Here is a 26,442-nt window from a genome sequence, read left to right as displayed (position 1 = left end):
GATGGCAAGATCACTCGGCTTCCGGGAATTCCCTGATTTATCACCATGAAAAACGCATGACCGCGAGAGATTCATGGATATTTAACTCCCTTAAGTCAGTGAGAATCCTCATCAGATTCTGGGGTGGTTCCACCTGGTGCCGGCGGTATTGCACTACCTGGTGCCGGCGGTATTGCACTACCTGGTGCCGGCGGTATTGCACTACCTGGTGCCGGAGGAGCTGTCGGCTCAGGAGGTACCGCACTGCCCGGGGCTGCAGGAGTGGCAGCACCTGGTGCCGCAGGAGCGGGAGGCGCGGGAGGAACCGCACTACCGGGAGCTGCCGGAACCGACGGGGCAACAGGTGCAGAGGGAACAGCACTACCCGGTGCCACAGGAGCTGCAGGAGCTGGAGGAACCGCACTACCCGGAGCTTTCGGTACTGCTGGAGAGACTGGGGCAGAGGGAACAGCGCTACCCGGAGCCGCAGGAGCTGCAGGGGCTGGAGGAACCGCACTACCCGGTGCAGCTGGAACCGCAGTACCTGGCGCCGCAGGAGCCGCCGGTGCAGCTGGAACAGCACTACCTGGCGCCGCAGGAGCTGCAGGGGCTGGAGGAACCGCACTACTGGGAGCTGCCGGGACCGATGGGGCAATCGGCGCAGAGGGAACAGCACTACCCGGAGCCGCAGGAGCCGCCGGGGCGGGAGGAACCGCACTACCCGGTGCAGCTGGAACTACCGGTGCCGCAGGGGCTGGAGGAACTGCACTACCTGGAGCCGCCGGAGCACCAGGAATAGCCGGCACAGAGGGTGCAGCCGGAGGCGTCGCTGGTGGTGCAGCCGCCGGGGTGGTGATGGGAGCAGTCTCTTCTGATGACTTTGGTGCTGCAGATTTGGTGGAAGGGCGAGGACGAGGGGTCCCTAAGAATGCGGGGGTGCGTGCGGGAGGGAGCTGGCCGTCGATAAGCACAGAGTCTCGCAGCATGACGGAGACGTCTTTGATGGAGGTCTGGGCAGAATCGAGCGCTTTGACGCCGCCGGTGAACATGGTGTTGCAGAATGGGCAGCCGGTGGCGATTTCTTCGGCGCCGGTAGTGAGCGCTTGCTCGGCGCGGAACTCGTTGACGCGGCGTCCGGTCTTTTCTTCCATGAACATTCGGGCACCGCCGGCACCACAGCAGAATGCTTCCTCGCGGGAGTTATCCATCTCGCGTAGTTCGACACCGGTGACGTCGAGAAGCTCTCGGGGCGGGTCGTAGACCTGGTTGTGACGGCCAAGGAAGCAAGGGTCGTGATAGGTGATGGGCTTGCGGTTTTCTGGGCTGCGCGGCACCGGCGTTAGGAGCTTTTCGCGGACTAGTCGGTTGAGCAACTGAGTGTGGTGGAAGACATCGAAATGTCCACCGAAATCGGAGTATTCATTACGGATGGTGTTGAAGCAATGCGGGCAGGTGGTGATTATTTTGCGCTGTCCGGTGGGAACACCCTCGAAGACATTGTTGAGTGATTCGATGTTCTCGGTGGCGAGCATTTGGAAGAGGAACTCATTGCCAGCGCGACGAGCGGGATCACCGCTACAGGTCTCCCCGGTGGAGAGCACAGCGTATTTGACGCCAGCGGTGTGCAGGAGGTCAATCACCGCGCGAGTTGTGCGCCGACCATCTTCATCGAAGGCGCCGGCACAGCCGACCCAGAAGAGGTACTCGGTATCGGAGAAGTCTTCCAGATCTTCGCCGATGACTGGAACGGGCAGCCCATCGCGGCGGGCTTCCTCGACCCAGGAGGCACGTTCGGAGTTGTTGCGCCCCCACGGGTTGCCCTTGGTCTCTAGGTTTTTGAATAGGCCGGTCAGCTCCGAAGGGAATTCCGAATCGGAGAGCACCCGGAAGCGGCGCAGGTCGGCGATGTGGTCGATGTGCTCGATATCCACGGGACACTGGTCAACACATGCGCCGCAGTTGGTGCAAGACCACAACACCTCATCGGAGATCACGCCACCTTGGCCAGCGAGTTTGAGCACGTCCATGCTTGAGTGCTGGTCGAGGTAATCATTATCGACGACCGCGTCGCGCAAGTCTGTCATTAACAGCTTGGGGTTGAGCGGTTTCTCGGTGTTCCATGCGGGGCAGAGATCCTGGCAGCGGCCACATTCGGTGCAGGTGGAGGTGTCGAGAAGCAGCTTCCAAGAAGCATCGCCCAGGGTGCCGATGCCGAGAACATCGTCGTCCTCGACATTATCGAGCGTGAGCGCCTTGCCCTTGGAGACCATCGGGTTGAGCGCACCAGTGGCCTTGGCACCGTCAGCGTTGCGCTGGAAGTAGATATTGAAGGCGGCGAGGAATCGGTGCCAGCCCACTCCCCAAGAAAGATAGCGAGCCATCAGAACCAAAAAGGCCATGCCGACCAAGAGCTTGATGAGTGCAAACACCGAGACCATGACCGGAGATGCGGGCAGGAGCTTTGCGATGTGGATGGAGAGGAAGTCCGCCCAGAGGCTGCCGCCACCAAAGGTAGCGATGCGGCCAGCTTTCACGAATAGGATTCCTAGGCCCTCGATCAGGACAATCGTCTCAATGGTGCGGGCAGCGGTGGCGTTGGAAGCATAGAAGCGCGAAGCTCGACTCTTGGTGCCGGTAATGATGCGAATAACAATCAACGCCACAATGCCGAGGATGGTGCCTACCGCCAGGATTTCTTCAATGAAGTGATAGATCGCCCAGTGGCTGATGATCGGCCAACCTGCTGCTGGGTTGAAGGTCTGGATAAACGCCTCGAACCACACTAAGACACCGAACATGAAGCCCACCATGACCAGCCAATGCGCAGTGTTTACTACCGGTCGCCCCTTGAAGTGGGTATGGCCGAATACCTCGATGGCAACCTGCACTAATCGACGGATGGGCTGATCAGTGCGACTGCCTGCCGGAAGAGGTTGCCCGGAACGAATCAGCCGGAAGATCCGGAAGGCCGCGAACCCGAAGTAAATGAACGCCGGGATCGCCAGAGCGATGCCAATGCTGCCCAACACGATGGTGGAGGTGGAGACGGCTTCTATAGGCATCGGTGTTTCACAATCCTCGTAGTAACGGTTCAGGTGGGACTTGGACCAACCATAACTGGGGGAGCCGACACGGAGCGAAGCCGGAGCCAGGTTTCATGCAGACATCTGAGTGGTTGCTGGGCTCGGGGGAGACAGCCGACGGAGTGATGAGGCGAGGATCTGATCTATTGATCAGCTGTGAGCGTCAAGGTTGGGCCGAGAAATGGTTATAAATCCGAAGGACCAATCGCTGATGGTGATGGCCAAAAGTGGTTGCACTGAGGACACGGAGGAGTCGTGGAGTACTAGGTCGTGTTATGAAAGTCGTTTGAGTCAGCAATTGATGTCCACGACTTGCGGGCAGGACCGGGCCCGTTTACGGCGTTCTTACCGCCGTCGAGGCTGCCCATATTCTGCGGCATTCAACAGCTTCTAGTAACCTATTTATGATCATGCAAAAGGCTGCTTTAGCCTTGTCCGCCTCAAAAGAAGAATGAGTGATCCCATGAAGCTCAAGGGCCTATGCACTGCGCTTGTAACATCTATACTTCTCGCTGTACCCACTGTTAATGCATCCGCGCAAGAGGCAAATACCGAACCCCTCACTGAACTAGTCTACGGAGTAATGGAGTCTTCGGACCCCGATCAGGCATTTGAAAGATTGAACACCGAAGATAAAGAGGCGTTTGTAACAGCAATGGAACCAACAGCCGTAACTTCGCCCCCAGAAGAGCCCCGTTTCACAACGTCTTCAACAAACGGTTGTTGGAACCAGACGGTTCAGCAGGACTACCGAAGCAACTTGGGGTTTGTTACCTACCGGATGTATGTTTCCAGCCACTGGTGTGCAAATAATGGCCGAATTACCTCTCACTCAATCACTGGCTCAAGCGGCGAGTCTGTAGCACCTGGCTACTCTTACCACGGGATCACCGCTCAGGGCGCCGTAAATTACGGGGACCGTGGGGTATCGGCAGCGCAAGGGCACTTCAAGATCTGGAACGCTCAGGATTGGATTCCTGGGACGCAGCACTTTGCTTGCGCAAAGCAGACTACCCGACCTGGCTCATCTTCGCCTTCTGGACATATCGGTGGCGCCTGTTTTGCTTAGTGCCAAAAATGATGTCACGATCTCCTGGGCTGCTGACATTGCATGGTTAATTATACCTTTAATATACCTGGGTTTGGTTCTCTTCGTCGTTCTTTTTGAGAACCGGTCTAGAGGGATAACCTCGGCACTGCTTTGGGGATTTGTAGTACTCTTTTTCCCCATTGTTGGCCTCCTGATCTGGGGGATCTACGTGTTGTTTCAGCGCCGTAAAACAATGAAAAGCGACTAGTGTCCTGTTATGAAAGTCGTTTGAGCCAGCGATCGATGTTCGCGACTCGGACGGTGGCCTCGAAACGGACAGCGAGTTTGTCATAACGGGTGGCCACACCACGTTTGTGCTTGAGCGCGTTGAAACACCGCTCCACCACATTCCGGGCCTTGTACACCTCGGCATCAAAGGCCGGTGGCCGCCCACCTCGGTGACCACGGGCTTTACGATGCTTGGCCTGGTCTTCTTTGACTGGGATCGTGGTCTTGATCCCACGACGGCGCAGATGCGCCCTAATCGCCTTCGACGAGTAAGCCTTGTCCGCCAGCACCCGGTTCGGTCTCGTTCGCGGCCGGCCCCGTCCGGGCCTGTCGACCTTAATCCGGTCGAGTACCTCGGTCAGTTGCGGGGAATCCCCGGCCTGACCAGCGGTGATCGTAAACGACACCGACTGCAGGTAGCCGTCGCAGGCCAGGTGAATCTTGGTGGAAAACCCGCCCCGTGACCGGCCCAACGCGTGATCAGCAGGTTCGCCTTCAACGTGCTGCGGTGAGTCCCGCCGGGCTCCGGCAGCATGGACATGAGCCCTGCTGGTGGTGGAATCCACTGCCAGGTCCCAACCGAGTGTGCCCTGGGCATCAGCTTTCGACTGCAACGTGGCTTCAATCTGTGCCCACATCCCGGAGCACTGCCAGGTCTTAAACAGTGCGTAGACCCGCCACCAGGGGCCGTACCGGGCAGGTACATCCCGCCAGGGGCAGCCGATCCGAATGCGGTGCCGGATGCCGTTGATCAGGTCACGTAGCCGGTAGCGACAGGGTCGACCGAGGTGTGTCGGTGCTGGTAGCAGCGGTTCAAGCACATTCCATTGGGTGTCGGTGAGGTCGTGGCGGGTTTCAACGTTTAGGGTGGGCAAGTAGAACTCCTGTGGCAGTGGAAATGGTTGGTACTTTCTTCGCTATCACAGGAGTTCCCTTATGTGGTGTGACCGCAACACCCTTAGGTGCTGACTTTTATAACAGGACCTAGGTCCATCGCCGGACATGAAGAATTCCAGAGATCAATCTATTTCCATAAGCTACGCATTGAGTGAGTGAGTAGTGGCTGGGAGAATTTCTAAATTGCCAGGTGAGGGAACTATTTATGTCCTGTGCGCGCGATAATCTATAGGATGCGTCACGATTTATGTGATGAACATCATTTCCAATAAGGAATGTGATGGCGAACACTATAAATTGTCTCTAGGGTGGTGGAACCACTTCAGCCCGACACCCAATAAGGAGTCATCATGACTGACACAATGTTCCGCGCCGCAGTAGTCGAGGAATTCGGCCCCACCCTGAACGTCCGCGATGTCGAGATGCCGACACCAGGCCGCCATCAAGCACTGGTCAAGGTTCAAGCCTCCGGAATCTGTCACACCGATCTCCACGCAGCCGAGGGTGATTGGCCGGTCAAAGCCGCTCCGCCGTTCGTGCCCGGACACGAAGGAGTCGGTGAAGTCATTGAACTTGGCCCCGGAAACCACACCGTCAGCGTTGGCGACATCGTTGGCAATGTCTGGCTTTGGTCAGCCTGTGGAACGTGTGAGCACTGCCGAACAGGCTGGGAGACTCTGTGCAATGAAGCTGAATACGGCGGATATACCGTAGACGGTTCCTTCGGTAACTACATGCTCGTCGACACTCGCTACTGTGCCCGCATTCCCGAGGGTGCAGACCCCGTGGAGGTCGCCCCGATCCTGTGCGCCGGCGTCACTGTCTACAAGGGACTGAAAGTCTCCGAGACCAAGCCCGGCCAGTTCATGGTCATCTCCGGTGTTGGTGGTCTTGGCCATATCGCAGTCCAATACGCCGTCGCACTAGGCATGCGCGTCATCGCCGTGGACATCGCCGATGACAAGCTCGAGCTGGCCAAGCGTCATGGTGCCGAGTTTGTGGTCAATGCCAAGCACGCGGATCCGGCGGAAGCCGTCCAGGAATACACTGGCGGCGGAAGCCACGGCGTGCTGGTCACCGCTGTTCACCCGCAAGCCTTCGGCCAGGCCATCGGCATGGCGCGCAAGGGCGGAACCATTGTGTTCAACGGACTTCCCCCGGGAGACTTTCCCGCCCCGATTTTCGACATCGTGTTCAAGGCGTTGACCATTCGTGGATCCCTGGTCGGCACCCGCCAAGACCTGGAAGAGGCGCTGGATTTCTACGCTCGCGGCATGATCAAGCCCACCGTGGCTGAGTGCACGCTCGATGACGTCAATGCTGTATTCGAGGAATTGCGCCACGGCAAGGTTGAGGGACGCATGTCCATCCGCTACTAGTTGCCTGGTTTCCATCTCGACTGATTGAAGCTAATAGCCGGCACGCCCCCCTCAGGGGGCTGTGCCGGCTATTAATTCTCTTGGGCGGCCTGTGTGGCGATTTTGCCAATGAGTCGCGCCATCCGTTATCTCCGGTAGGTGCGTTCGGCAAACCTCAACGGGATGGCTAGAGCCAGGTCATGCACGTAATTTGAGGGCGAATTAGATGCACACCGGGATAGCGCGAGCGTGGGAGACCATTTCTTCCCAGTCAACGATCTTCTTGCGCTCGCGGCCTTCTTCCTGGCCAAGGGCTCGTTCTTGAGAATCCAGCCGGTACCAGCCTTCCCACGTGGTGTAGGCAATGTTGCGCTGCTCCAAGAACTCCACGATGGCTTCCGGGCCTTCGTGCAGACGCGGGCTGAGCTGGCCCTCGGCGGCGTCGGCAAGCAGCATGTCGGTGGTCTGCTTGGCATCGGACTTGGTGTTGCCGATTAGACCGATGGGTCCACGCTTGATCCAGCCGGTGGCATAGAGGCCGGGCACCGGCTGGGCGCCGGGTGCGGTGAGCACCCGACCGCCGTCGTTGGGAATGACATTGGACTGCGAATCGAAGGGCACGCCTTCGATGGCTTCTGAGCGATAACCTACCGCGCGGTAGACCGCCTGGACCGGCCAATCGGTGGTGCGGCCGGTGCTGGTGACACCGCCATTGCCATCGAGTGCAGTGCGTTCAGTACGCAAACCGACGACGTGGCCGTCCTTCTCCAGGATCTCGGTCGGCTGCTCGAAGAGGTGAATCTGCAAGGTATGCGGGGCGATTTTGGGCTCGCGGAGGGCATAGCCCTCGAGGATTTGGCAGACCAGATCCTGAGACTTGGATCCGCGACGTGCCTGCTCAGAGGCCTCGTCGTAGTCGATATCTTCCGGATCAACGACCACGTTGATGTTATCGGAGTGATCGAGTTCTTTGAGCTCGTGCGGGGTGAATTTTGCTTGGGCTGGGCCGCGGCGTCCGAAGACATGTACCTCAGTGGCCTGGTTCTTCTTCAATGACTCGTAGACATTGTCGGGGATCTCGGTGACTTTGAGTTCATCAGCAGTCTTGGCCAAGATGCGCGCCACGTCTAGGCCGACGTTGCCCACGCCGATAACCGCTACCTGCTTGGCGGAGAGATCCCAATCGCGGTCGAAGCGGGGGTTGCCATCGTAGAAGCCGACGAAATCAGCACCGCCATAAGACTCAGGTAGATCCACTCCCTTGATATTCAAAGCGCGGTCGCGCACTGCGCCGGTAGAAAAAACGACAGCGTCGTAATAATCACGCAGCTGCTCGACGGTAATGTCTCGGCCGATTTCGATATTGCCCAGTAGCCGTAGTTGGGGCTTGTCCAGTACGTTGTGCAGGGATTTAACGATGCCCTTGATACGTGGGTGATCCGGAGCTACGCCGTAGCGGATGAGGCCGAAAGGGGCGGGCATCTGCTCGAAAAGGTCTACCAACACTTCCCGCTCGCCATTGCGGATTAGCTGGTCCGAAGCGTAGATACCGGCGGGCCCGGCACCGATAACGGCGACGCGCAGTGGGGGCAGTGAGGTGGTGGTCTTCTCGGTCATGCTGCTCACCTTTCGGGAAGGGCCGCGACTGGGCCGGGTTGGCGGGTATGTGCGGGATTCTAGTAGACCGCTTGGTTCATGAAGTTAGCACTCGGAGTCATTCCGGTAAAGGTATCTAGTCAGTTTTATTCAAAATATCTTTTATTTCAGGCAATGATACTCGCGCTAGAGGTAGTCCTATATCTCTGATAAGTGCAGTTCAGAATGGGTATATGGGATCTGGTGGGAGTCTTGATTGTGAAAGGGGAAAATCTACCCCTTGCGTAGACAGACTGGTACGCATACCGTACGTGTTCAAGCGTTTGCCGCACTGGAATTATCGAGATTCTAGGCGGCTGACATGTTTTTGAATAGACCGACTGGTTCACATTTGAGAGGAGCCTTGATGTCACCCACCACAAATGCCACGACACAGGCTGCCCCAGCACGAGGAAAGCGTCCCAAGCGCACCCCGAAGCCGCAGGGGCAGTGGAAGATCGACGGTAAGGCACCACTCCACCACGTCGAGGAAGTCAAGCAGGAAGAAGACGTCCTCGCGGTTAAGCAGCGAGTGATTGATATTTACTCCAAGCAGGGCTTTGATTCCATCCCTGCCGATGACATCGCGCCACGATTTAAATGGCTGGGAATCTACACCCAGCGTCGCCAGGACCTCGGCGGCGAATTGACCGGCCAGGTCTCCGATGCCGAATTGCAGGATAAGTTCCTCATGATGCGCGTGCGCATTGATGGTGGGCTGGCCTCCCCAGAACGCTTGCGCGTAATCGGCGAGATTTCCCGCGATTATGCTCGTTCCACCGCCGATTTCACCGATCGCCAGAACATTCAGCTGCATTGGCTCCGGATTGAAGACGTTCCGGCGATTTGGGAAAAGCTCGAAGCTGTCGGTCTGACCAGCGTTTTGGGCTGCGGAGATGTTCCGCGCGTCATCCTCGGCTCGCCAGTCGCGGGCGTCGCCGCCGAAGAGATTATCGACGCCACCCCGGCCATCGAGATCATCCAGCGCGATCTAGTGCCCAACCCGGAGTTCCACAACCTCCCGCGCAAGTTCAAGTCCGCGATCTCGGGGCACTCTCGCCAGGATGTTACCCACGAGATCCAGGACATTTCCTTCATCGGCTCGGTGCATCCAGAGTATGGCCCAGGCTTTGAGTGCTACGTCGGCGGTGGACTTTCCACCAACCCAATGATCGCTCAGTCGCTCGGTGCCTGGGTGCCCATAGATGAGGTGCCCGAGGTATGGGCCGGCGTGGCGCGGATTTTCCGCGACTATGGATATCGTCGCCTGCGCAACCGTGCTCGCTTGAAATTCCTGGTGGCAGAGTGGGGCATCGAGAAGTTCCGCGAGGTACTAGAAACCGAGTACCTCGGACACAAGCTCATCGATGGCCCGCATCAGCCGATCAATCCCGGCTACCGCGACCATATTGGTGCTCATCCGCAAAAAGACGGCAAGTTCTACCTCGGCGTTAAGCCCACCGTCGGGCACACCACCGGTGAGCAACTGATTGCTATCGCTGCAGTTGCCGAGCGCTTCGGTATTAGCCGGATCCGTACTACCGCGGAAAAGGAACTGGTATTCCTCGATGTCGAGCGCACGGACCTGGCGGATCTTGGTCGGGCGCTCGATGAGGTCGGTCTGTTTTCTAAGCCTTCGGAGTGGCGCCGAAATATCATTTCCTGCACCGGCTTGGAGTTTTGCAAGCTCGCGCACGCCACCACGAAGTCCCGCGCAGTGGAATTGGTCGATGAGCTCGAGGAGCGCATTGGCGACATCGATGTACCCGTGCGCATCGCGCTCAACGGCTGCCCGAACTCCTGCGCCCGAACTCAGGTCGCCGATATTGGTTTCAAAGGACAGACGGTTACCGATGCCGAGGGCAACCGCGTCGAAGGCTTCCAGGTTCACCTGGGTGGGTCCATGAACGTCAATGCCAACTTCGGCCGCAAGGTCAAAGGCCACAAGGTCATTGCAGATGAAGTCGGCGACTATGTCGTCCGAGTAGTCAGTCATTTCAAACAGCAGCGCACCCCGGACGAGACCTTCCAAGAGTGGATTCAGCGCGCTGAAGAGGAGGCTCTCAAATGAGTTTCCGCCGAGCACCTAATCCCAACCGAAACCACCCGCTCTACTGCCCCTATTGCGCTGGGGAAATGCTCTTTCCCGCGGTAGAAGATGATTTTGCTTGGTCCTGCTCCGAGTGCACTCGCGTGTTTTCGGTCCGCTATCACGGCCAGAACGATCCAGTACACCGTCCTGCGCCGGCTCGTTCTACCAGCCAAGCAGTTCAAGATTCTTTGGCTAAGCATGGCCATACCGCAGCACTTCCAGAAGAGCGGGCCCAAGAAGTATCCGAACAGCTCCGGCAGAAAAAGGTGAATAACCGATGACCAGCAGCATTAACCTGCTCGGCGGTGGTGCAGCGAAAAAGCTGCGCGATCCAGCTGTGAGCCCCACCGGCGATCACAGCACGCAACCGCTCAGCACAGAGATCGCCGAGCGCAACGCTGAACTGGTCGAGCAATGGGCGCAGCGACTCTACGATGAGACCGCGGAGAACATCCTCGACTGGGCAAACACTTATGCACCTGGTGCTATTGCGGTCACGATGTCGATGGAAAACACCGTCCTCGCAGAGCTCGCCGGTGCCCATTTGCCGGAGGCTGAGCTGCTCTTTTTGGATACTGGATATCACTTTGACGAGACCATCGAGGTCGCTGAACAAGTAGATACTCGCTATTCCCAGCGCTTGGTGACCGCACTGCCTTTGCTCACTCGCACAGGACAGGATCAGACCTATGGGAAAGATCTCTATCGTTCTAACCCGACGGCCTGCTGCCGGATGCGCAAAGTCGAGCCGCTCGCAGTCAGCCTGAGCCCCTATGTCGGCTGGGTTACCGGCCTACGCAGGGCAGATGGGCCGACCAGAGCACACGCGCCGGCGCTGTCGCTAGATGGCACTGGCCGGCTGAAAATCTCCCCGATCATTACCTGGTCATTGGAGCAGACCGAAGACTTCATCGTCGATAACGGCCTGATCCGACACCCGTTGACCACCCGTGGATACCCCTCCATTGGGTGCGCCACCTGCACCCTTCCGGTCGCCGAAGGCGACGACCCCAGGGCTGGCCGTTGGGCCGGCAACGACAAGACAGAATGCGGACTCCACTGATGACTACCGTGACCCAGAGAAAACTCTCCCCCCACCTAGCTGATCTCGAAAACGAATCCATCCACATCCTGCGCGAAGTCGCCGGACAGTTTGATTCCATCGGCCTGCTGTTTTCCGGTGGCAAGGATTCTTGCGTGGTGCTTGAGCTTGCCCGTCAGGCTTTCGCCCCAGCGGCGATCCCGATCGAGCTACTTCACGTTGATACCGGCCATAACTTCCCCGAAGTCCTGGAGTTCCGCGACCGGTTGGTCAAAGACACTGGCGCTCGCCTGCGAGTAGCCAAGGTTCAGGATTGGATTGATCGCGGCGACCTTGTCGAGCGTCCCGATGGCACTCGCAACCCGCTCCAAAGCGTTCCCTTGGTGGAGACGATTGCGGAACAAGGCTATGACGCCGTCCTCGGCGGTGCGCGCCGCGATGAAGAGCGGGCACGAGCAAAAGAGCGCGTCTTTTCTGTCCGTGACTCTTTCGGAGGTTGGGACCCGCGCCGTCAGCGCCCGGAGCTGTGGAGCCTATACAACGGCGAAAAGCTACCAGGTGAGAACATTCGCGTGTTCCCGATTTCCAATTGGACTGAGGCGGATGTCTGGGAGTACATCGGTGCCCGTGGCATCGAACTTCCCCCCATCTACTTTGCCCATGACCGTGAGGTATTTAGCCGCGATGGCATGTGGCTGACTCCAGGTGAGTGGGGAGGACCTCGCGGCAAGGAAGAAGTTGTCACCCGTCAGGTTCGTTTCCGCACCGTCGGCGATATGTCCTGCACCGGAGCTGTCGAATCCGCAGCCACCACTATCGACGACGTCCTCGCCGAGATCGCCACCTCCAGCTTGACCGAACGCGGTGCCACTCGCGCCGATGATCGCCTATCCGAATCCGCCATGGAAGACCGCAAAAAGGAGGGCTACTTCTGATGAGTGCGCCTGCAATCGATCACACCGCCACCGAAGTTCTCGCCCACCGGGAGACACTGCGCCTGTGCACCGCTGGTTCCGTCGACGATGGAAAATCCACCTTCGTGGGCCGACTGCTCCATGACACCAAATCCGTGCTGGCCGACCAACTCGCCTCTGTCGAGCGCACTTCTTCCGACCGTGGTTTCGATGGAGTGGATCTTTCCCTGCTCGTTGATGGCCTACGCGCCGAGCGCGAACAGGGCATTACCATCGACGTGGCTTATCGCTATTTTGCTACCGACCAGCGAACCTTCATCCTGGCTGATACCCCGGGCCATGTGCAGTACACCCGCAATACCGTCACTGGCATGTCCACCTCCCAGGTGGTGGTTTTGCTAGTCGACGCCCGTCACGGCGTTGTCGAGCAGACCGTTCGCCACCTGACCGTCGCCGCCCTGCTGGGGGTGCGCACCGTCATCCTGGCAGTGAACAAGATCGATTTGGTGGATTATTCCGAGGAGATCTTCCGAAGCATCGAAGCTGACTTCATCACTGCTGCTGCTCGACTGGGCGTGCCGGATTCCCACGTGGTGCCGATCTCCGCGCTGAAGGGCGATAACGTCGTCGAGACCAGCACCGAAATGGACTGGTACCAGGGCCCGACGGTCCTCCAGATTCTGGAGGGCATTACCGTCTCCCGTGGCCGCGCCCACGACCTAGATTTCCGTTTCCCCATCCAGTGGGTCATCCGTGAGCATTCCTCCGACTACCGCGGATATGCCGGTCGGATCGAAGCCGGCGGGGTCAGCGTTGGTGATGAGATCACTATCGCGCAAGGACGTACTACCACTGTCACCCACATTGATTCTGCAGATGGTCCGCGTGAGAGCGCCGTTGCTGGCGACTCGATTACCCTGCGCCTGGCCGATGAGATTGATCTGATCCGCGGCGACCTGATTTCTGGTCCGATCCGTCCAGAGCCAGTCCGGCGTTTCGACGCCACCGTCGTCGCACTAGCCGAGCGCCCCTTGAAAGCTGGCGCTCCAGTGAAAGTTCGCTACGGCACCTCTTTGGTACGCGGCCGAATCTCGTCTGTAGACCGAGTACTCGACATTGATGGAGTTGCCGATCAAATTGATTCCGAGAACTTCGGGCTCAACGACATCGCCCACATCACCGTTGAGGTTGCCGCAGAACTTCCTATCGAGGGCTACGCCGCCCGTGGCGCGGTGGGCTCCTTCCTCCTGATCGACCAGGCTTCCGGCAACACTCTGGCCGCGGGCCTAGTGGGTCACCGCTTGCGGGAGGAATGAGACAACCATGACCGCGCTGATCACCTTGTCCCATGGATCCCGCCACGCATTGGCGGGGAAGGGAATCGAGCGGCTGGCGAAGTTTGTCGCTGCACAGATCGGTGAACCAGCGCTGGCCGCCCACCTGGATTTCGAGAGCCCCTCATTGTCTGAGGCGGCTGTCAGGCTTGACGCCGCCGGAGCTACCCGCGCGGTGGTCGTCCCGCTGCTTTTTACTTCTGCCTTCCATGCTCGCCATGATGTTCCGGCGGCATTAGCTCAAGCTCGGGAAACCAGTGGTATTGAGCTACTGGCTGCAGAATCCGTCGGCACAGGAACCGACATGGTCGACATGCTTAGCGAGCGCGTCAACCACGAGGCACCTCAGGGTGCACACATTGTGCTCTATTCCGTTGGTTCCTCTGACCAAGCCGCCAATGCTGCGGTGGCGGAGCTGGCCGCCAGAGTCGGTGTGGCCACAGGACATAGCGCCGAATCAGTTGTTGCCACTGGCGGAGCTGGAACCGGTCCTGCCGGAGTGATCGAGGTGGCATTGAAACACCGAGCGATCCACCTTCTTCCCCTGTTTTTCACCCGCAGCCTATTGCTGGACAAACTCACCGAGCGACTCCAAGACATCGCTTCAGCCACAGGTACCACGATGACCGCATCCGGACCCTTGGGCACTGTGGTGGCTGACATTGTTGCTGCTCGCTACCACGTTGCTGTGAACTCATCGCCCAGTCATCTTGGAGGTTCTGAGACATGACCACTCTCATTCTCATTGCTATCGCAGGTCTTGCCGCCCAGCTTGTCGACGGTGGCCTGGGCATGGGTTTCGGCGCCACCTCCACCACCATCCTGATTATTCTCGCAGGTCTAGGACCTGCCCAGGCATCAGCTGTAGTTCACACCGCGGAGCTCGGGACCACCTTGGTCTCCGGTTTTAGCCATTGGAAATTCGGCAATGTGGATTGGCGTATTGTTTTCCGCCTAGCGATCCCGGGAGCAATTGGCGCTTTTGCTGGAGCTACTTTTCTCTCGCAGATCTCCACCGAGGCAGCCGTCCCCATCACTGCCGCCATCCTCAGTGCGATCGGCATTAACCTGGTGTGGCGGTTCTCCCGAGGACGAGTGCGTCGTCGCCTCGATGGGTCGCAACACAGCACTGGTTTCCTCAGCGGCCTAGGTCTATTCGGAGGCTTCATCGATGCTTCCGGCGGTGGCGGCTGGGGACCTGTGACTACCTCTACTCTGCTGACACTCGGTCGGACTGAGCCTCGACGGGTCGTCGGCACAGTCAGCACCGCCGAGTTCCTCGTTACCGCCGCTGCTACCGCCGGGTTTGCACTGGGCATGTGGTCAGATCTGGTGGACAACCTGGCAGCCGTGGCAGCACTACTGATCGGCGGCTCCATCGCAGCGCCAATCGCTGCTTGGCTGGTCAGTCGACTTGATCCAGCCATGCTCGGAGGAGTGGTGGGTACCTTCTTGGTGATGCTGAACTTGCCGAATGTGCTCGGGCCCCTGGGCGTGGACGGTATTGCCGGATGGATAGTACGTGCCCTGGTATTGATCGTTGGACTGTACCTATCGGCACTTGGTTACCGCCGAGCCGTGGCAGCCCGCAACGCGGAGAGCCCGACGGTCACTGGAGTTTCGGTTGACCCAGAGTCCACGGATTCCTCTCTCACCCAGCAGCCCGCCCAATAGCCTTCGGCTAGCGGCTAACGGGGGATTCCCGACGAGTGATGTCGTAGACTCGTGCGAATGAATGCACCCTTGTTTGTTGCCGCTGTTCCCGGAGAAGTCACCCAGCTTCCGGAGGGGACACCACTGCTGATCACCGGTATCGGTACCCTCGCCGCCGCTATCACTCTGACTGAAACCCTCGTTCAAGCCCGCGCTGAGGACCGCCTGCCCTCAAGAATCATCAATGTTGGCACCGCAGGTGCACTGCGCGATGAGCACCCCGACGGTGTCTTTGAAATCACCCAGGTGCATAAGCACGATTTCAATTCTGAAGCGGTGCCCGGAGTCGCGGAGAATTTCCTACCAGCTGAGTTCAACCTGGAGGTCTCCGGACTCCTGCCCACCGCGCAGCTGGCCACTGGCGATACCTTCGTCGAAGACACTCAGACCAGAGACCGGCTAGCTAAGCGCGCCGGGCTGGTGGACATGGAAGGCTATGCCGTGGTCGCCGTGGCTCGCCGTTTCGGAGTGCCGGTGACTTTGCTTAAGCAGATCTCCGACCATGCAAACGAAGAAACGGCCTCCGGCTGGGCAAGCTCCCTTGATCGGGGTGCTCACCAGCTATCGGAGGCCGTTGAACGGTTAGGGTTCTAGAACTTATTCAGGATCGCTTTCGGAGACTTTGCGGAAGCGGGGAAGCAGATGCCGGTGGTCAGATCCATCGGTATCTTCTTCGTCTTTAGCCTCTTTTCCATCTGAGCCGGGTGCAGTCCGGACCATGGAACTGAACCGTTCCCGCAGATTGTCGATAGCCTCCTTGGAGGTGATGCTGCTGCCCTTGGACGTAGCAATCTCGATATCATCGATGGTGATTTCACCGGCTCTGAGCGCAACCAACTCGGAGTGGTAACGGAACCATACTGCCAGGGTGGCAGCGATCGGTACAGCCAAAAAGGCACCAATAATGCCGAAGAGCGTGGAACCGACCATCACTGAGAGCAAGACGATGGCAGCATGCAGGTTCATTGCCTTGGATTGCAAGATGGGCTGGAGGACGTTGCCCTCAAGCTGCTGTACCAAGAGGATCAGAAGAAGCACCATCAGCGCATTGGTGAATCCGTTGGTCACCAGTGCGATGATCACTGCCAAAGCACCTGCAGTGACTGCACCAACAATGGGAATAAAGCCAGCGAAGAAGGTGATAACCGCAAGTACGAAGGCCAGCGGTACCCCAAGAATCATTAGGCCGATACCGATGAAGGCTGCGTCCACGAAAGAGACCAACGCCTGAGTACGGATGAATCCAGACAGGGTGTTCCACGTACGAGTAAGAACCTCGGAGAGATGCCAGCCAGCGTTGGCGCCGACATTACGGCGCATCCATGGCAGGAAGCGGTCGCCGTCTTTGAGGAAGAAGAAGGTCAGCACCAGCATTACTACTAAAGTCACTGCTACCGAGGTAGCGGCGGAGATACCGGTGAACAATCCGGAGGCGATGCTAGAGAACTGGCCTTGGATAAACGAGACGAGGTTGTCGACGAGCCCGTCAAACTGACTGAGATCAAGGTTGAATGGTTCACCTTGAGCCCACTCGAAAATGCGGTTGACACCCTCGGAAGCCTGGTCGGCTAGCTCGCTGCTCTGGTTCCGAATAATCGGTGCCATAGCAGCCAAGACGCTGGTGAAGATGATGATGAAACCCAGCAACGTGGTCACAGCAGCCAGTGCCGGTGGGAACTTAGCCTTGTGGCGCAGGAAGGCGGTTGCGGGCCAGAGGAAGGTGCTCACCAAGATCGCAAGCAAAATGGGCAGGAGGCCAACCCATACTGTGCCGAGCATCTCCAGTGCGATATAGCCTGCGGCGACGAAGATGATGAATCTTAATGCCCAACCAGCGGCCCATCGACCGTCGCGGCCGATGACTATTGCTCGGTCGGTTTTCCCTTCATCATCGCTGGGAAGAACGGGACGCTCAGGGGCATCCACAACAACATCTGCGAGGTCACGCGGGTCTACGTCGTGATCGCCCGGTTGCTTAGAATCTGGTGTTTTGCTCATAAGTGTTCCCATTCTTCCAGACAGCCATCAAGGTGTCAGTGTTTGCGGATGCCGGTGGTGCCCAAAACACCGAATCGGTGCATCGTGATCGTGAGAGCTTGCTCAAGCAACAGCGGCAAGAGCTCTCGCCTGCCATCAGCGATTACCGGTTGATGGAGGATGACCGAGTGCGATTTTGCAGCCGCCTTCCACAACGAGGGGGAGACCCCACCAATGGTTCGAATTCGTGTGCCCTCGGCTTTGGCGATCTCGGTGGCGAAGCCTTCGTCGCTGATCTGACGGGCAGCGATGCCAGCCTGTGCCAACTTAGATACTACTTCGCCAGAACCGGAGATATCTATTGGCGTCCCGGTCCGTAGTGCCGCCAGCTGCATTCGCAGAATCTCGCGGAGACGGAAATCATCCTGGACACGAACTCGCAGCGGCTCAAGCAATGGCTTATAGCGGAAGATATTTGCTTCAGAACGCAGTGCAGTGAGGTCGTGCTCAATACCGAATTCTTCTGACCATGCCAGCTCGTCGAGCTCGGCGGCAGCATATAGCCACGTGAGGTCGGCAGCATCGACTTTATCGGCCCAATCGCGCAGCAACCCGGCGGCATCCGTGCTCAGTTGGACCTGCTTGTGCTCGAGTAATCCTTCTGACCACGTGCCTTGCTGAGCTACGTAGTTTGGTCCACCGGCTTTGGCACCGGCACCAATGACGGAGTTCTTCCAACCACCAAAGGACTGACGTTGGACGATAGCACCGGTGATTCCGCGGTTGATGTAGGCGTTACCGACCTCGACGTTCTCGGACCACCAGGTGATCTCATCGTCATCGAGGGAATGCAGGCCGCCGGTCAGTCCAAACCCGGTGGAATTCTGCCACTCTACGGCCTGCTCGAGGGTATCGGCGTGCATGATTCCCAGTACTGGGCCAAAGCACTCATTCTTGTGGAACCACGAACCCGGCTTGACGTTATCGCGGATTCCGGGGCTCCAGAATCGGCCTTCTTCGTCGAGCTGGCGGGGCTTGAGCAACCAGGTTTCGCCTTTATCCAGCTTAGTGAGGCCACGGAGTAGCTTTTCTCCGGGAGCTTCAATCAGCCCGTTCATGGTCGTAGAGATGTCGGTGCCAGGGCCTACTAACAAGGTGGAGACCGCATCGAGGAGTTGGTCGCGCATCCGGCGTGATTCGCCAGCCGCGCCGACGAAGATCAGCAGGGAAGCAGCCGAGCATTTCTGTCCGGAGTGGCCGAAAGCGGAGTGGTAGACATCGGCTATGGCTAGATCCGGGTCTGCAGCGGGAGTAACGATGATCGCGTTTTTTCCGGAAGTCTCAGCAGAGAGCTTCATCTCTGGGCGCCAAGAGCTAAACAGAGTTGCGGTCTCGGTAGCGCCGGTAAGAATGACATGGTCAACATCCTCATGCGCAATCAGCCGCTGTCCGGCTTCTGCTTCATCGGTGCGCAGCAGCTGAACGAGGTCACGGTCGATGCCGTGTTCATCTAGAGCTAGGTGGATGGCCTCAACCATCACCTCAGCGCAGGCCACCACCTGCGGGGCCGGTTTGATGATGACAGCCGATCCAGCAGCGAGTGCGGAGAGTATGCCACCCGCGGGGATAGCTACGGGGAAATTCCAAGGCGGAGCAATTACCGTCAGAGTGTGCGGAGTAAACACCGAACGCGCACTATCGAGTGCCCGGGCGGACTCAGCATAATAGGTGGCAAAGTCGATCGCCTCGGAGATCTCAGGATCAGATTGGTCGACCGTCTTCCGCGCTTCCGTGGCCATAACGGTCACGAGTTTGCCGCGGGCATCAGCCAGTCGATCTGCCGCGGTATCGAGAACAGCAGCGCGGTCGGCGCCGCTTTTCGACGCCCACTCGGGGGCGAGAGAGCGGGCGGTGCCAACCGCGGCGTCGACAAGCGCGAGATCGGAGATCTCGGGAGAAGCGACCGGAGCGGGGTCATCGGAGATCGCATCCAGTGCCCACTCACGGTTGATCGGCAGCGCCGGATCGGTATCAGGTTCGTTGACGAAACGTCCCGTGCGAGGGGCCTGCCGGCCAGTCTCATCCGTACGGTCCTGGGTACGTCGGGTGCCTGCGAAGGTGCTCCAACGCTCAGCGGCGGCCTTCCTGGCGGCGGCCTCTTGCTTTTCCATTGGAGATAGGTCGGGGCCCTCGATTTCGGGGGCGAACAGCGCATAGAGGAAGTTCTGCTCGGCGGCGTTTTCCTCTAGACGGCGGACCAAATAGCTCACCGCGACATCGAAGTCTTCAGCGTGGACGACCGGGGTGTAAAGGATGATGCGGCCGATTGCATCATGGACTTTTTGAGACTGGTCCGGGGCCATGCCCTGAAGCATCTCGGCATCAATTTGGGCTTCGACTCCGCGGCGGACAGCCAGCTCCCAGGCGATAGCGACGGTGAAAAGGTTGTGGCTAGCTACACCGATGCGAACGTGATCTGCGTGCTCGGGCTGCAAAATCCAGTCCAGAAGACGCAAGTAGTTGGCGTCTACCTCTGCCTTGGTGGCGTAGGGGGCCTGCTGCCAGCCGTGGACCTCAGACTCGACCTTTTCCATTGAGAGGTTGGCGCCCTTGACCAAGCGAATCTTGATCGGTGCCCCACCATCAGCCACTCGTTCAGCGGCGTATTCTGCCAACTGTTGCAAGGCTGCGAGGCTATCGGGCAGGTAGGCCTGCAGCACGATGCCAGCCTGAAGATCATGGAACTCTGGCTCATCGAGCAGCTCGGTGAACAGGCGGATGGTCAGATGGAGGTCTTTGTACTCCTCCATGTCCAAGTTGACGAATACTCGAGGATCGCGTTTCGCAGCGGCCTGATAGATCGGACGCAGCTGATCTTTGAGTCGGGAGAGATTTCCCTCCAGATCCCAAGGGTTGAGCTGAGCGCACAGGCTCGATGCTTTCACCGAGATATAAGTGACTTGAGGATTTCTGACCAGCGCCAAGGTTCGTTCGCGGCGATGCGCGGCTTCTTCATGGCCTAAGACAGCCTCTCCGAGGAGGTTGAGGTTGAGCTGGGTTCCTTGTTTTGCGGAGGTATCCAGCAGGCGATTGAGCGCCTTGCCATCAGCATCGAGGACCAAGTGGCCGACCAATTGGCGTAGACGGGCACGGGCCACCGGCATGACTATTCCGGGTAGGACCTTGCCGATGATTCCGCCGAGACGGAGGGCTGAGTTATTCAGGGAGCCGAGAAACTCCGGACCATTGGGCAGTTTTGATAGGGCCTCGGCAGCAGTTTTGTCATCTTCCGGACGGGCGACTCGGTCCACGAACTGCATGGTGAATTTCACCCCGTCCGGATCCTGAACGAGGGCGGCGAGCTGCTCCGTTGCGGAGTTGCTGGCCTTTTTGGCTTTTCGTTTTCCTTCAGGGCTCTCTGGCTCGTCCAACCATGAATTGGCGCGTTCGACGGCTGCGTCGAGAATCGCATCGAGATCAGAGTTAGGGGAGACCAAGTCGGAATTTACGGGGCCGGGAGTAGAGGTAGTCATGGCGCATGTCTTTCTATGGGTGGCAGGGCTGGGCTTGGGGTGGAGCCTCAGCTGACTACGGGAGGTCTGTCGCCGTTGCGCCTGGTGCGTGCAAACTGCTGATTCATGAAACGCACCGCCCTTGTCATATGTGGTCGTTCACGTCTTTCACCCGGCCTGGGTGCGCGGGTGAAACCGACGCGATCTTGTCAGGGTGCTTAAAGATTGCCGGGCACCTCTGTTCGGCCAGTATATGGCCGATAGGACGTTTTGAACAGGGTTTTTGTGAGGAGTCTGAAGATGGTTGCCTTTGCGAGGTTCGCTGCTTCTGCCACGTTCTTCCTGTGTCGTCTTGCATCGGAACCAAGTTCTGGTCTGATAGGGGACATGGACGTCCTCGTGTTTTCGACCGTGCCAATAGTCTCGCCCGTCGGAGCTTCGGTCACGGCGTGGGAGGAGGCGATCTACGAGCCCGCCGAGATTGCGGACCTGCGCATCCTTGCATTGCAGGATCTTGCGGAAGCTGGACTGAAAATCAATGATGCTTCGGTGACCCGTAGTCATCCTTTGGCCAGGCTGATATCTCGGGCAGTGGTGGTCTATCGTTTCCGGCGCGAAGAGTCTTATTCTGCACGTCAGCTGGGAGAATTCGCGGATTGGGCAGAGGAACTTAACTGTGTGTTTCGGATTGGTAATGGCCCTTTTCGAAACCTTGATGGGGAGAGCCTCCTGGCACCTGGTCGCGAAGTAAAAGTCCCTGTTCATCCAGAAGCGAGGAACCGTCGGTTGCGGAATCTGCGTAGCCTGCGTCAGGCCGGCTATGAGCTCAATGAAGAACTGCCTGTCGTTGTTGGGGACGCTGAACTGATCTTGCGTGATCCAGTCGAGGTCAGCTATCGATTGTGCGCTCTGTCCCTCGTTGCTGCTTCTGCTGGATTTATCACTCAAGGAAATTTTCCCCCCGTCGAGCAATGGGGCCCAGAGCTTGAGCTGGTGGAGCATTCGTTGAATCCGCGGGAGCGGAGCTTCCTTGATGATGTGTGGAAGGCATGGCGAATTTCGGTCTCCGGGTCTGGAATAGTTGCGCCGTCGCCTGTGCCGTCGCCTGCGCTGATTGCTGAGGCGGCTACTTTTCATGCGGAGTCTTTCGCCGTCGAGGTACTTGCTTGGGTGCTCGGGCAGGTTGAGGTGGCCCCCTCCCGACTCCGGGCGTGGGACTTTGATGCAGAAATGTGGAAGGTGGGGGATCTGGAGGCGCTGCCGAGGTGCATTGTCAATGACGGCTGTGCGGTGCTGCTGTTGCAAGAGCAAGTCTTGAGAGAACCTGCGGTGATTATCGAAGCCTTCGATCTGGCTCATGTGCTTCACCACACGATCGAGGCTGGCGACCGGCTGTGGCGACAGCGTCCCGACTGGGCGGAGGGGAACTTGCCGACGATCGCGCGTGCCTGGACGCGGGCGCTGTCCTGGTTGTGCTCTCCAAATAGCGTGTGGGGACAAGCGGAACGACTGCTATGACCTGCAAGAAAAGAAAAATTGAGTCAAGTGGGAACAAGTTTGGGTTGCAGCTCGTTATGAAGAGTGTCAGATTGAGTGGGGCACACTCAAGGGAACTGGTACAGTAGGTTCCAGAAGTTGAGTCCACTTCAGTCAACTTAACTAAAGACCCGTACAACAGGAGGAAATGAATCATGGGACGTGCAGTAGGAATTGACCTGGGAACCACCAACTCGGTGGTCTCTGTTCTGGAGGGCGGCGAGCCCGTCGTTATCGCCAACTCGGAAGGCGCCCGGACCACCCCGTCCATCGTTGCTTTCGCTAAGAATGGTGAGGTCTTGGTCGGCCAGTCCGCAAAGAACCAGGCGGTGACTAACGTCGACCGCACTATCCGCTCCGTCAAGCGCCATATCGGCACCGACTGGTCCATCGATATCGATGACAAGCAGTACACCTCGCAGGAGATTTCCGCCCGTACCCTGATGAAGCTCAAGCGCGATGCTGAAGCTTACTTGGGCGAGGACGTTACCGACGCAGTTATTACCGTTCCGGCCTACTTCGAGGACGCACAGCGCCAGGCAACTAAGGAAGCTGGCCAGGTTGCCGGTCTCAATGTTCTTCGTATTGTCAACGAGCCCACTGCAGCAGCGTTGGCTTATGGCTTGGAAAAGGGCAAGGAAGAGCAGACCATCCTGGTATTCGACCTCGGTGGCGGAACCTTCGACGTCTCCCTGCTGGAAATTGGCGACGGCGTCGTCGAAGTCCGGGCCACTGCCGGTGACAACCGACTGGGCGGCGATGACTGGGATCAGCGCATCGTTAATTGGCTGGCAGAGAAGTTCAAGGCCACCAATGGCATTGACCTGACCAAGGACAAGATGGCTCTGCAGCGTCTACGTGAGGCTGCGGAGAAGGCCAAGATTGAACTGTCTTCTTCTCAGCAGGCCACCATCAACCTGCCCTACATCACTGTTGACGCCGAGAAGAACCCGCTCTTCCTGGACGAGACCCTCTCGCGCACTGAGTTCCAGCGCATCTCGCAGGACCTGCTCGACCGGACCAAGGAGCCTTTCAACCAGGTCATCCGCGACTCCGGAATGTCGGTCAGCGAGATCGACCACGTTGTTTTGGTCGGCGGTTCCACCCGTATGCCTTCCGTGACCGATCTGGTCAAGGAGCTCACCGGTGGTCGCGAGCCGAACAAGGGCGTCAACCCGGATGAGGTCGTCGCTGTGGGCGCTGCCCTGCAGGCTGGCGTTTTGCGCGGCGAGGTCAAGGACGTGCTGCTGCTCGACGTCACTCCGCTGTCTTTGGGCATTGAGACCAAGGGTGGAGTGATGACCAAGCTCATTGAGCGCAACACCACCATCCCGACCAAGCGCTCCGAGACCTTCACCACGGCCGAGGACAGCCAGCCCTCCGTCCAAATTCAGGTTTTCCAGGGTGAGCGTGAGATCGCGACCGCCAATAAGCTGCTCGGTTCTTTCGAACTCGGCGGCATTGCACCGGCACCGCGTGGCGTCCCGCAGATCGAGGTCACCTTCGATATTGACGCCAACGGCATCGTGCATGTCACCGCTAAGGACAAGGGCACCGGCAAGGAAAACACGATCAAGATCCAGGAAGGCTCCGGCCTCTCCCAGGAAGAGATCGACCGGATGGTCAAGGACGCTGAGGCTCACGCCGACGAGGACAAGCAGCGTCGCGAGGAGCAGGAGACCCGCAACAACGCGGAGTCGATGGTCTACCAGACCCGTAAGTTCATGGAGGAAAACACCGACAAGGTCTCCGAGGACATCAAGGCCAAGGTTGAAGAAGCTGCCACTGAGGTCGAAGAAGCGCTCAAGGGCGATGACCTGGAAGCTATCAAGGCTGGCGTGGAGAAGCTGTCTACCGAGTCCCAGGAGATGGGCAAGGCCATCTACGAGGCTGATGCCAATGCCGGTGCCACCCAGGCAGATGCCGGTGAAGAAGCTGCCGATGACAACGTTGTTGACGCTGAGGTAGTGGAAGATGACGCAGAGAGCCAGGACGGTGAGAAGAAGTGACCCATCCCAACCCGATGCCCGATAACCCGGGCGAACCTGAGCACACTGACCCGGAGGTGACCTCGCCTGATCGCGCCGAGGCCGCAGCCGAGGAGGCTGCTTCGGCCCAGGGTGGGGTTCCCGAGGATGCGGGGCAGGCTCCGGTCGACCCCGCTCTGGAAGCCGAGATCGAGCAGGCTTTGGCTGACATCGATTCTGCGGTTGCTGGAGCATCTGAGGAAGAGGAGTCAGAGACTGCTGACGTAGAAACTCAGCTGGCTGAGTTAACCGATGATCTCAAGCGCATCAGCGCGGAGTATGCCAATTATCGTCGGCGTACCGAGCGTGAGCGCCAAGGGATTATTGACTCGGCTAAGTCTTCGGTCTTGATCAAGTTGCTTCCGGTTCTTGATGATCTCGATCTGGCGGCCCAGCACGGAGATTTGGAAGCAGGTCCGCTAAAAGCATTCGCGGACAAGCTCACCGATTCTCTATCTGGGATGAGTCTTGAGTCTTTCGGCGCCGAGGGCGATGCCTTCGACCCGGAGATTCACGAAGCCGTGCAGGATCTCTCCAACGGTGAAGACAAGGCGCTGGGAACCATCTTGCGCCGTGGCTACCGCATTGGCGACAAGCTTGTGCGTACTGCGATGGTTATCATCGTGGACCCGGCTGAACAGGCTACTCACGGCGATAACGCCTAGTAACCGGCTCCAGCCACTACCGCACCGCCGCCTCTGAGACAGCTTATGCTGCGTCCCCTCCGGCGGCGGTGCCACTTTTTAATAACTCAATAGCAATTCCATGCAAAGCAATAAATTACGTTTTCATCTGAAGGGAGGAGATGCCCAGTGACCGTTCAACGCGAATGGGCAGACAAGAATTACTACGCGGATCTGGGGGTCTCCTCATCCGCATCGGATTCAGAGATTAAGAAGGCCTACCGCAAGCTGGCCCGCGAGAATCACCCAGATAACAACCCTGGGGATAAAGCTGCCGAGGACCGGTTCAAAAAGGCTGCGGAAGCCTATGATGTAGTCGGCGATGAAGCCAAACGTCAGGAATATGACGAGCTCAAGACGATGCTTCGCTCTGGTGGCTTCGGCGGCGGCGGTGCCGGGTTTCCGGGAGGCTTTCGACAGACTGCGGAGGACTTCGACGTCTCCGACATCTTCGGCGGCCGCGGATCCCGATCACAGCGAGGATATTCTGCGGACAGCGGTATGGACGATATCTTCGGTGGCCTTTTCAACCGCGGCGGCGCTTCTCGCCACTCAGCTAGGCCGACGCGGGGGGCAGATGTCGAAACGGAAATCACCCTTGAGTTCCAAGAAGCGGCGAAAGGGACGACGATTCCCCTTCAGCTAAGCGGGGATGCACCTTGTAATACCTGCCATGGCTCCGGATCGAAGTCTGGTAATCCCACTACCTGTGGAGCTTGCTCCGGTACGGGTTTCACTTCGGAGAACAAAGGCGCTTTCGGATTCTCGGCTCCGTGTCCCCAGTGCGGTTCTACGGGCCAGGTGATCACTGATCCGTGCACCACTTGTCATGGATCGGGAACCACTCATCGGACGCGATCGATCACCGTGCGGATTCCTGCGGGAGTTATTGACGGTCAGAAGGTTCGGCTGGCAGGGCAGGGTGAGGCTGGCCCCAATGGCAAGCCTTCTGGAGACTTGTTCGTCAGCGTCCACGTTCGCCCGGATAAGGTCTTCGCTCGATCCGGAGATGACCTTGAGGTCACTGTGCCAGTCTCTTTTGCGGAGCTAGCGCTCGGTGACACGATCACCGTCCCCACCCTCGATGCCCCAGTGAAGGTGAAGCTGCCTGCTGGTACTCCCAATGGGCGGACTTTGCGGGTGCGTGGACGGGGGGTGCCCAAGCGGGGCAATAGTGCAGGAGACCTGCTGGTTACCGTGGAAGTCAAGGTCCCAAAGAACCTCGATGCCGCAGCTACCAGTGCCTTGCGCAGCTACGCTCAAGCAGAGAAAGATGCCGGTTTCAGCCCCCGTTCGGACTGGGCTGGAAACGCCTAATAGGTATGCGGATATCAAGGGTGAG

Annotated in this window: 18 protein-coding genes; 13 read left to right on the top strand and 5 right to left on the bottom strand. The window is 58.5% G+C overall.

The genetic code is table 11. The features are described 5' to 3' along the window. Positions 1-95 precede the first annotated feature (95 nt). Both C5L39_RS00900 and C5L39_RS00890 read right to left on the bottom strand, forming a co-directional pair. The gene (locus C5L39_RS00900) at positions 96-3,041 is read right to left on the bottom strand and encodes a (Fe-S)-binding protein (protein WP_197714690.1); all 2,946 of its coding nucleotides are present in this window, start codon (positions 3,039-3,041) and stop codon (positions 96-98) included. A gap of 1,326 nt (positions 3,042-4,367) precedes the next feature. Beyond that, positions 4,368-5,255, bottom strand: a complete 888-nt coding sequence (locus tag C5L39_RS00890; RefSeq protein ID WP_123047010.1) for an IS5 family transposase — start codon at positions 5,253-5,255, stop codon at positions 4,368-4,370. A 372-nt stretch (positions 5,256-5,627) separates the two neighbouring features. On the opposite strand from C5L39_RS00890, the gene adhP reads away from it, so the two are divergent. Further along, positions 5,628-6,656 carry an alcohol dehydrogenase AdhP gene (gene adhP / locus C5L39_RS00885; RefSeq protein WP_123047009.1) on the top strand — a complete coding sequence of 343 codons (1,029 nt, stop codon included), beginning with the start codon at positions 5,628-5,630 and terminating at the stop codon, positions 6,654-6,656. A 201-nt stretch (positions 6,657-6,857) separates the two neighbouring features. Here the strand turns inward: adhP and C5L39_RS00880 are convergent, their stop codons facing one another. Beyond that, on the bottom strand, positions 6,858-8,252 hold the full coding sequence (locus C5L39_RS00880; RefSeq protein ID WP_123047008.1) for an FAD-dependent oxidoreductase: 1,395 nt from the start codon (positions 8,250-8,252) through the stop codon (positions 6,858-6,860). A 385-nt stretch (positions 8,253-8,637) separates the two neighbouring features. On the opposite strand from C5L39_RS00880, the gene C5L39_RS00875 reads away from it, so the two are divergent. The 8 genes from C5L39_RS00875 to C5L39_RS00840 are packed head-to-tail and all read left to right on the top strand — an operon-like array spanning position 8,638 to position 15,959. Further along, on the top strand, positions 8,638-10,341 hold the full coding sequence (locus C5L39_RS00875) for a nitrite/sulfite reductase (RefSeq protein ID WP_123047007.1): 1,704 nt from the start codon (positions 8,638-8,640) through the stop codon (positions 10,339-10,341). Then, positions 10,338-10,643, top strand: a complete 306-nt coding sequence (locus tag C5L39_RS00870) for a hypothetical protein (RefSeq protein WP_123047006.1) — start codon at positions 10,338-10,340, stop codon at positions 10,641-10,643. The genes C5L39_RS00875 and C5L39_RS00870 overlap by 4 nt, the downstream gene beginning before the upstream one ends. Then, entirely contained in the window at positions 10,640-11,425 is a 786-nt protein-coding gene (locus C5L39_RS00865) for a phosphoadenylyl-sulfate reductase (protein ID WP_123047005.1), read from the top strand. Before C5L39_RS00870 ends, C5L39_RS00865 begins: the two co-directional genes overlap by 4 nt. Continuing rightward, the gene (gene cysD, locus C5L39_RS00860) at positions 11,425-12,339 is read left to right on the top strand and encodes a sulfate adenylyltransferase subunit CysD (RefSeq protein WP_123047004.1); all 915 of its coding nucleotides are present in this window, start codon (positions 11,425-11,427) and stop codon (positions 12,337-12,339) included. Before C5L39_RS00865 ends, cysD begins: the two co-directional genes overlap by 1 nt. Continuing rightward, a complete protein-coding gene (locus C5L39_RS00855) occupies positions 12,339-13,634 on the top strand; it encodes a sulfate adenylyltransferase subunit 1 (RefSeq protein ID WP_123047003.1) in 1,296 nt (431 codons plus the stop codon). Before cysD ends, C5L39_RS00855 begins: the two co-directional genes overlap by 1 nt. A gap of 7 nt (positions 13,635-13,641) precedes the next feature. Beyond that, the gene (locus tag C5L39_RS00850; protein ID WP_123047002.1) at positions 13,642-14,382 is read left to right on the top strand and encodes a sirohydrochlorin chelatase; all 741 of its coding nucleotides are present in this window, start codon (positions 13,642-13,644) and stop codon (positions 14,380-14,382) included. Beyond that, positions 14,379-15,326, top strand: coding sequence for a sulfite exporter TauE/SafE family protein (locus tag C5L39_RS00845; RefSeq protein WP_123047001.1), 948 nt, complete (start codon positions 14,379-14,381; stop codon positions 15,324-15,326). Before C5L39_RS00850 ends, C5L39_RS00845 begins: the two co-directional genes overlap by 4 nt. Positions 15,327-15,383: 57 nt before the next feature. After that, entirely contained in the window at positions 15,384-15,959 is a 576-nt protein-coding gene (locus C5L39_RS00840) for a nucleosidase (protein ID WP_123047000.1), read from the top strand. 3 nt (positions 15,960-15,962) lie between these two features. Here C5L39_RS00840 and C5L39_RS00835 read toward each other — a convergent pair whose 3' ends face one another. Together C5L39_RS00835 and C5L39_RS00830 are read right to left on the bottom strand one after the other, a co-directional pair. Continuing rightward, complete coding sequence (locus C5L39_RS00835; protein ID WP_123046999.1) at positions 15,963-17,363, bottom strand: AI-2E family transporter; 1,401 nt, start codon at positions 17,361-17,363, stop codon at positions 15,963-15,965. A gap of 35 nt (positions 17,364-17,398) precedes the next feature. Further along, positions 17,399-20,875, bottom strand: a complete 3,477-nt coding sequence (locus C5L39_RS00830; RefSeq protein WP_123046998.1) for a proline dehydrogenase family protein — start codon at positions 20,873-20,875, stop codon at positions 17,399-17,401. Between the two features lie 279 nt (positions 20,876-21,154). Here C5L39_RS00830 and C5L39_RS00825 point away from each other — a divergent pair, with 279 nt between their 5' ends. The 4 genes from C5L39_RS00825 to dnaJ all read left to right on the top strand — a co-directional run bounded on the left by C5L39_RS00825 (position 21,155) and on the right by dnaJ (position 26,417). Then, entirely contained in the window at positions 21,155-22,372 is a 1,218-nt protein-coding gene (locus C5L39_RS00825; protein WP_123046997.1) for a DUF4272 domain-containing protein, read from the top strand. 173 nt (positions 22,373-22,545) lie between these two features. Beyond that, a complete protein-coding gene (gene dnaK, locus C5L39_RS00820; RefSeq protein ID WP_123046996.1) occupies positions 22,546-24,399 on the top strand; it encodes a molecular chaperone DnaK in 1,854 nt (617 codons plus the stop codon). Beyond that, positions 24,396-25,082, top strand: a complete 687-nt coding sequence (gene grpE, locus C5L39_RS00815) for a nucleotide exchange factor GrpE (RefSeq protein ID WP_123046995.1) — start codon at positions 24,396-24,398, stop codon at positions 25,080-25,082. Before dnaK ends, grpE begins: the two co-directional genes overlap by 4 nt. 147 nt (positions 25,083-25,229) lie before the next feature. After that, positions 25,230-26,417, top strand: a complete 1,188-nt coding sequence (dnaJ, locus tag C5L39_RS00810) for a molecular chaperone DnaJ (RefSeq protein ID WP_123046994.1) — start codon at positions 25,230-25,232, stop codon at positions 26,415-26,417. Positions 26,418-26,442: the final 25 nt, after the last annotated feature.

The organism is Corynebacterium alimapuense (genome assembly GCF_003716585.1).
Classification (GTDB): domain Bacteria; phylum Actinomycetota; class Actinomycetes; order Mycobacteriales; family Mycobacteriaceae; genus Corynebacterium; species Corynebacterium alimapuense.
This window is presented reverse-complemented; position numbering and strand designations above follow the sequence as displayed.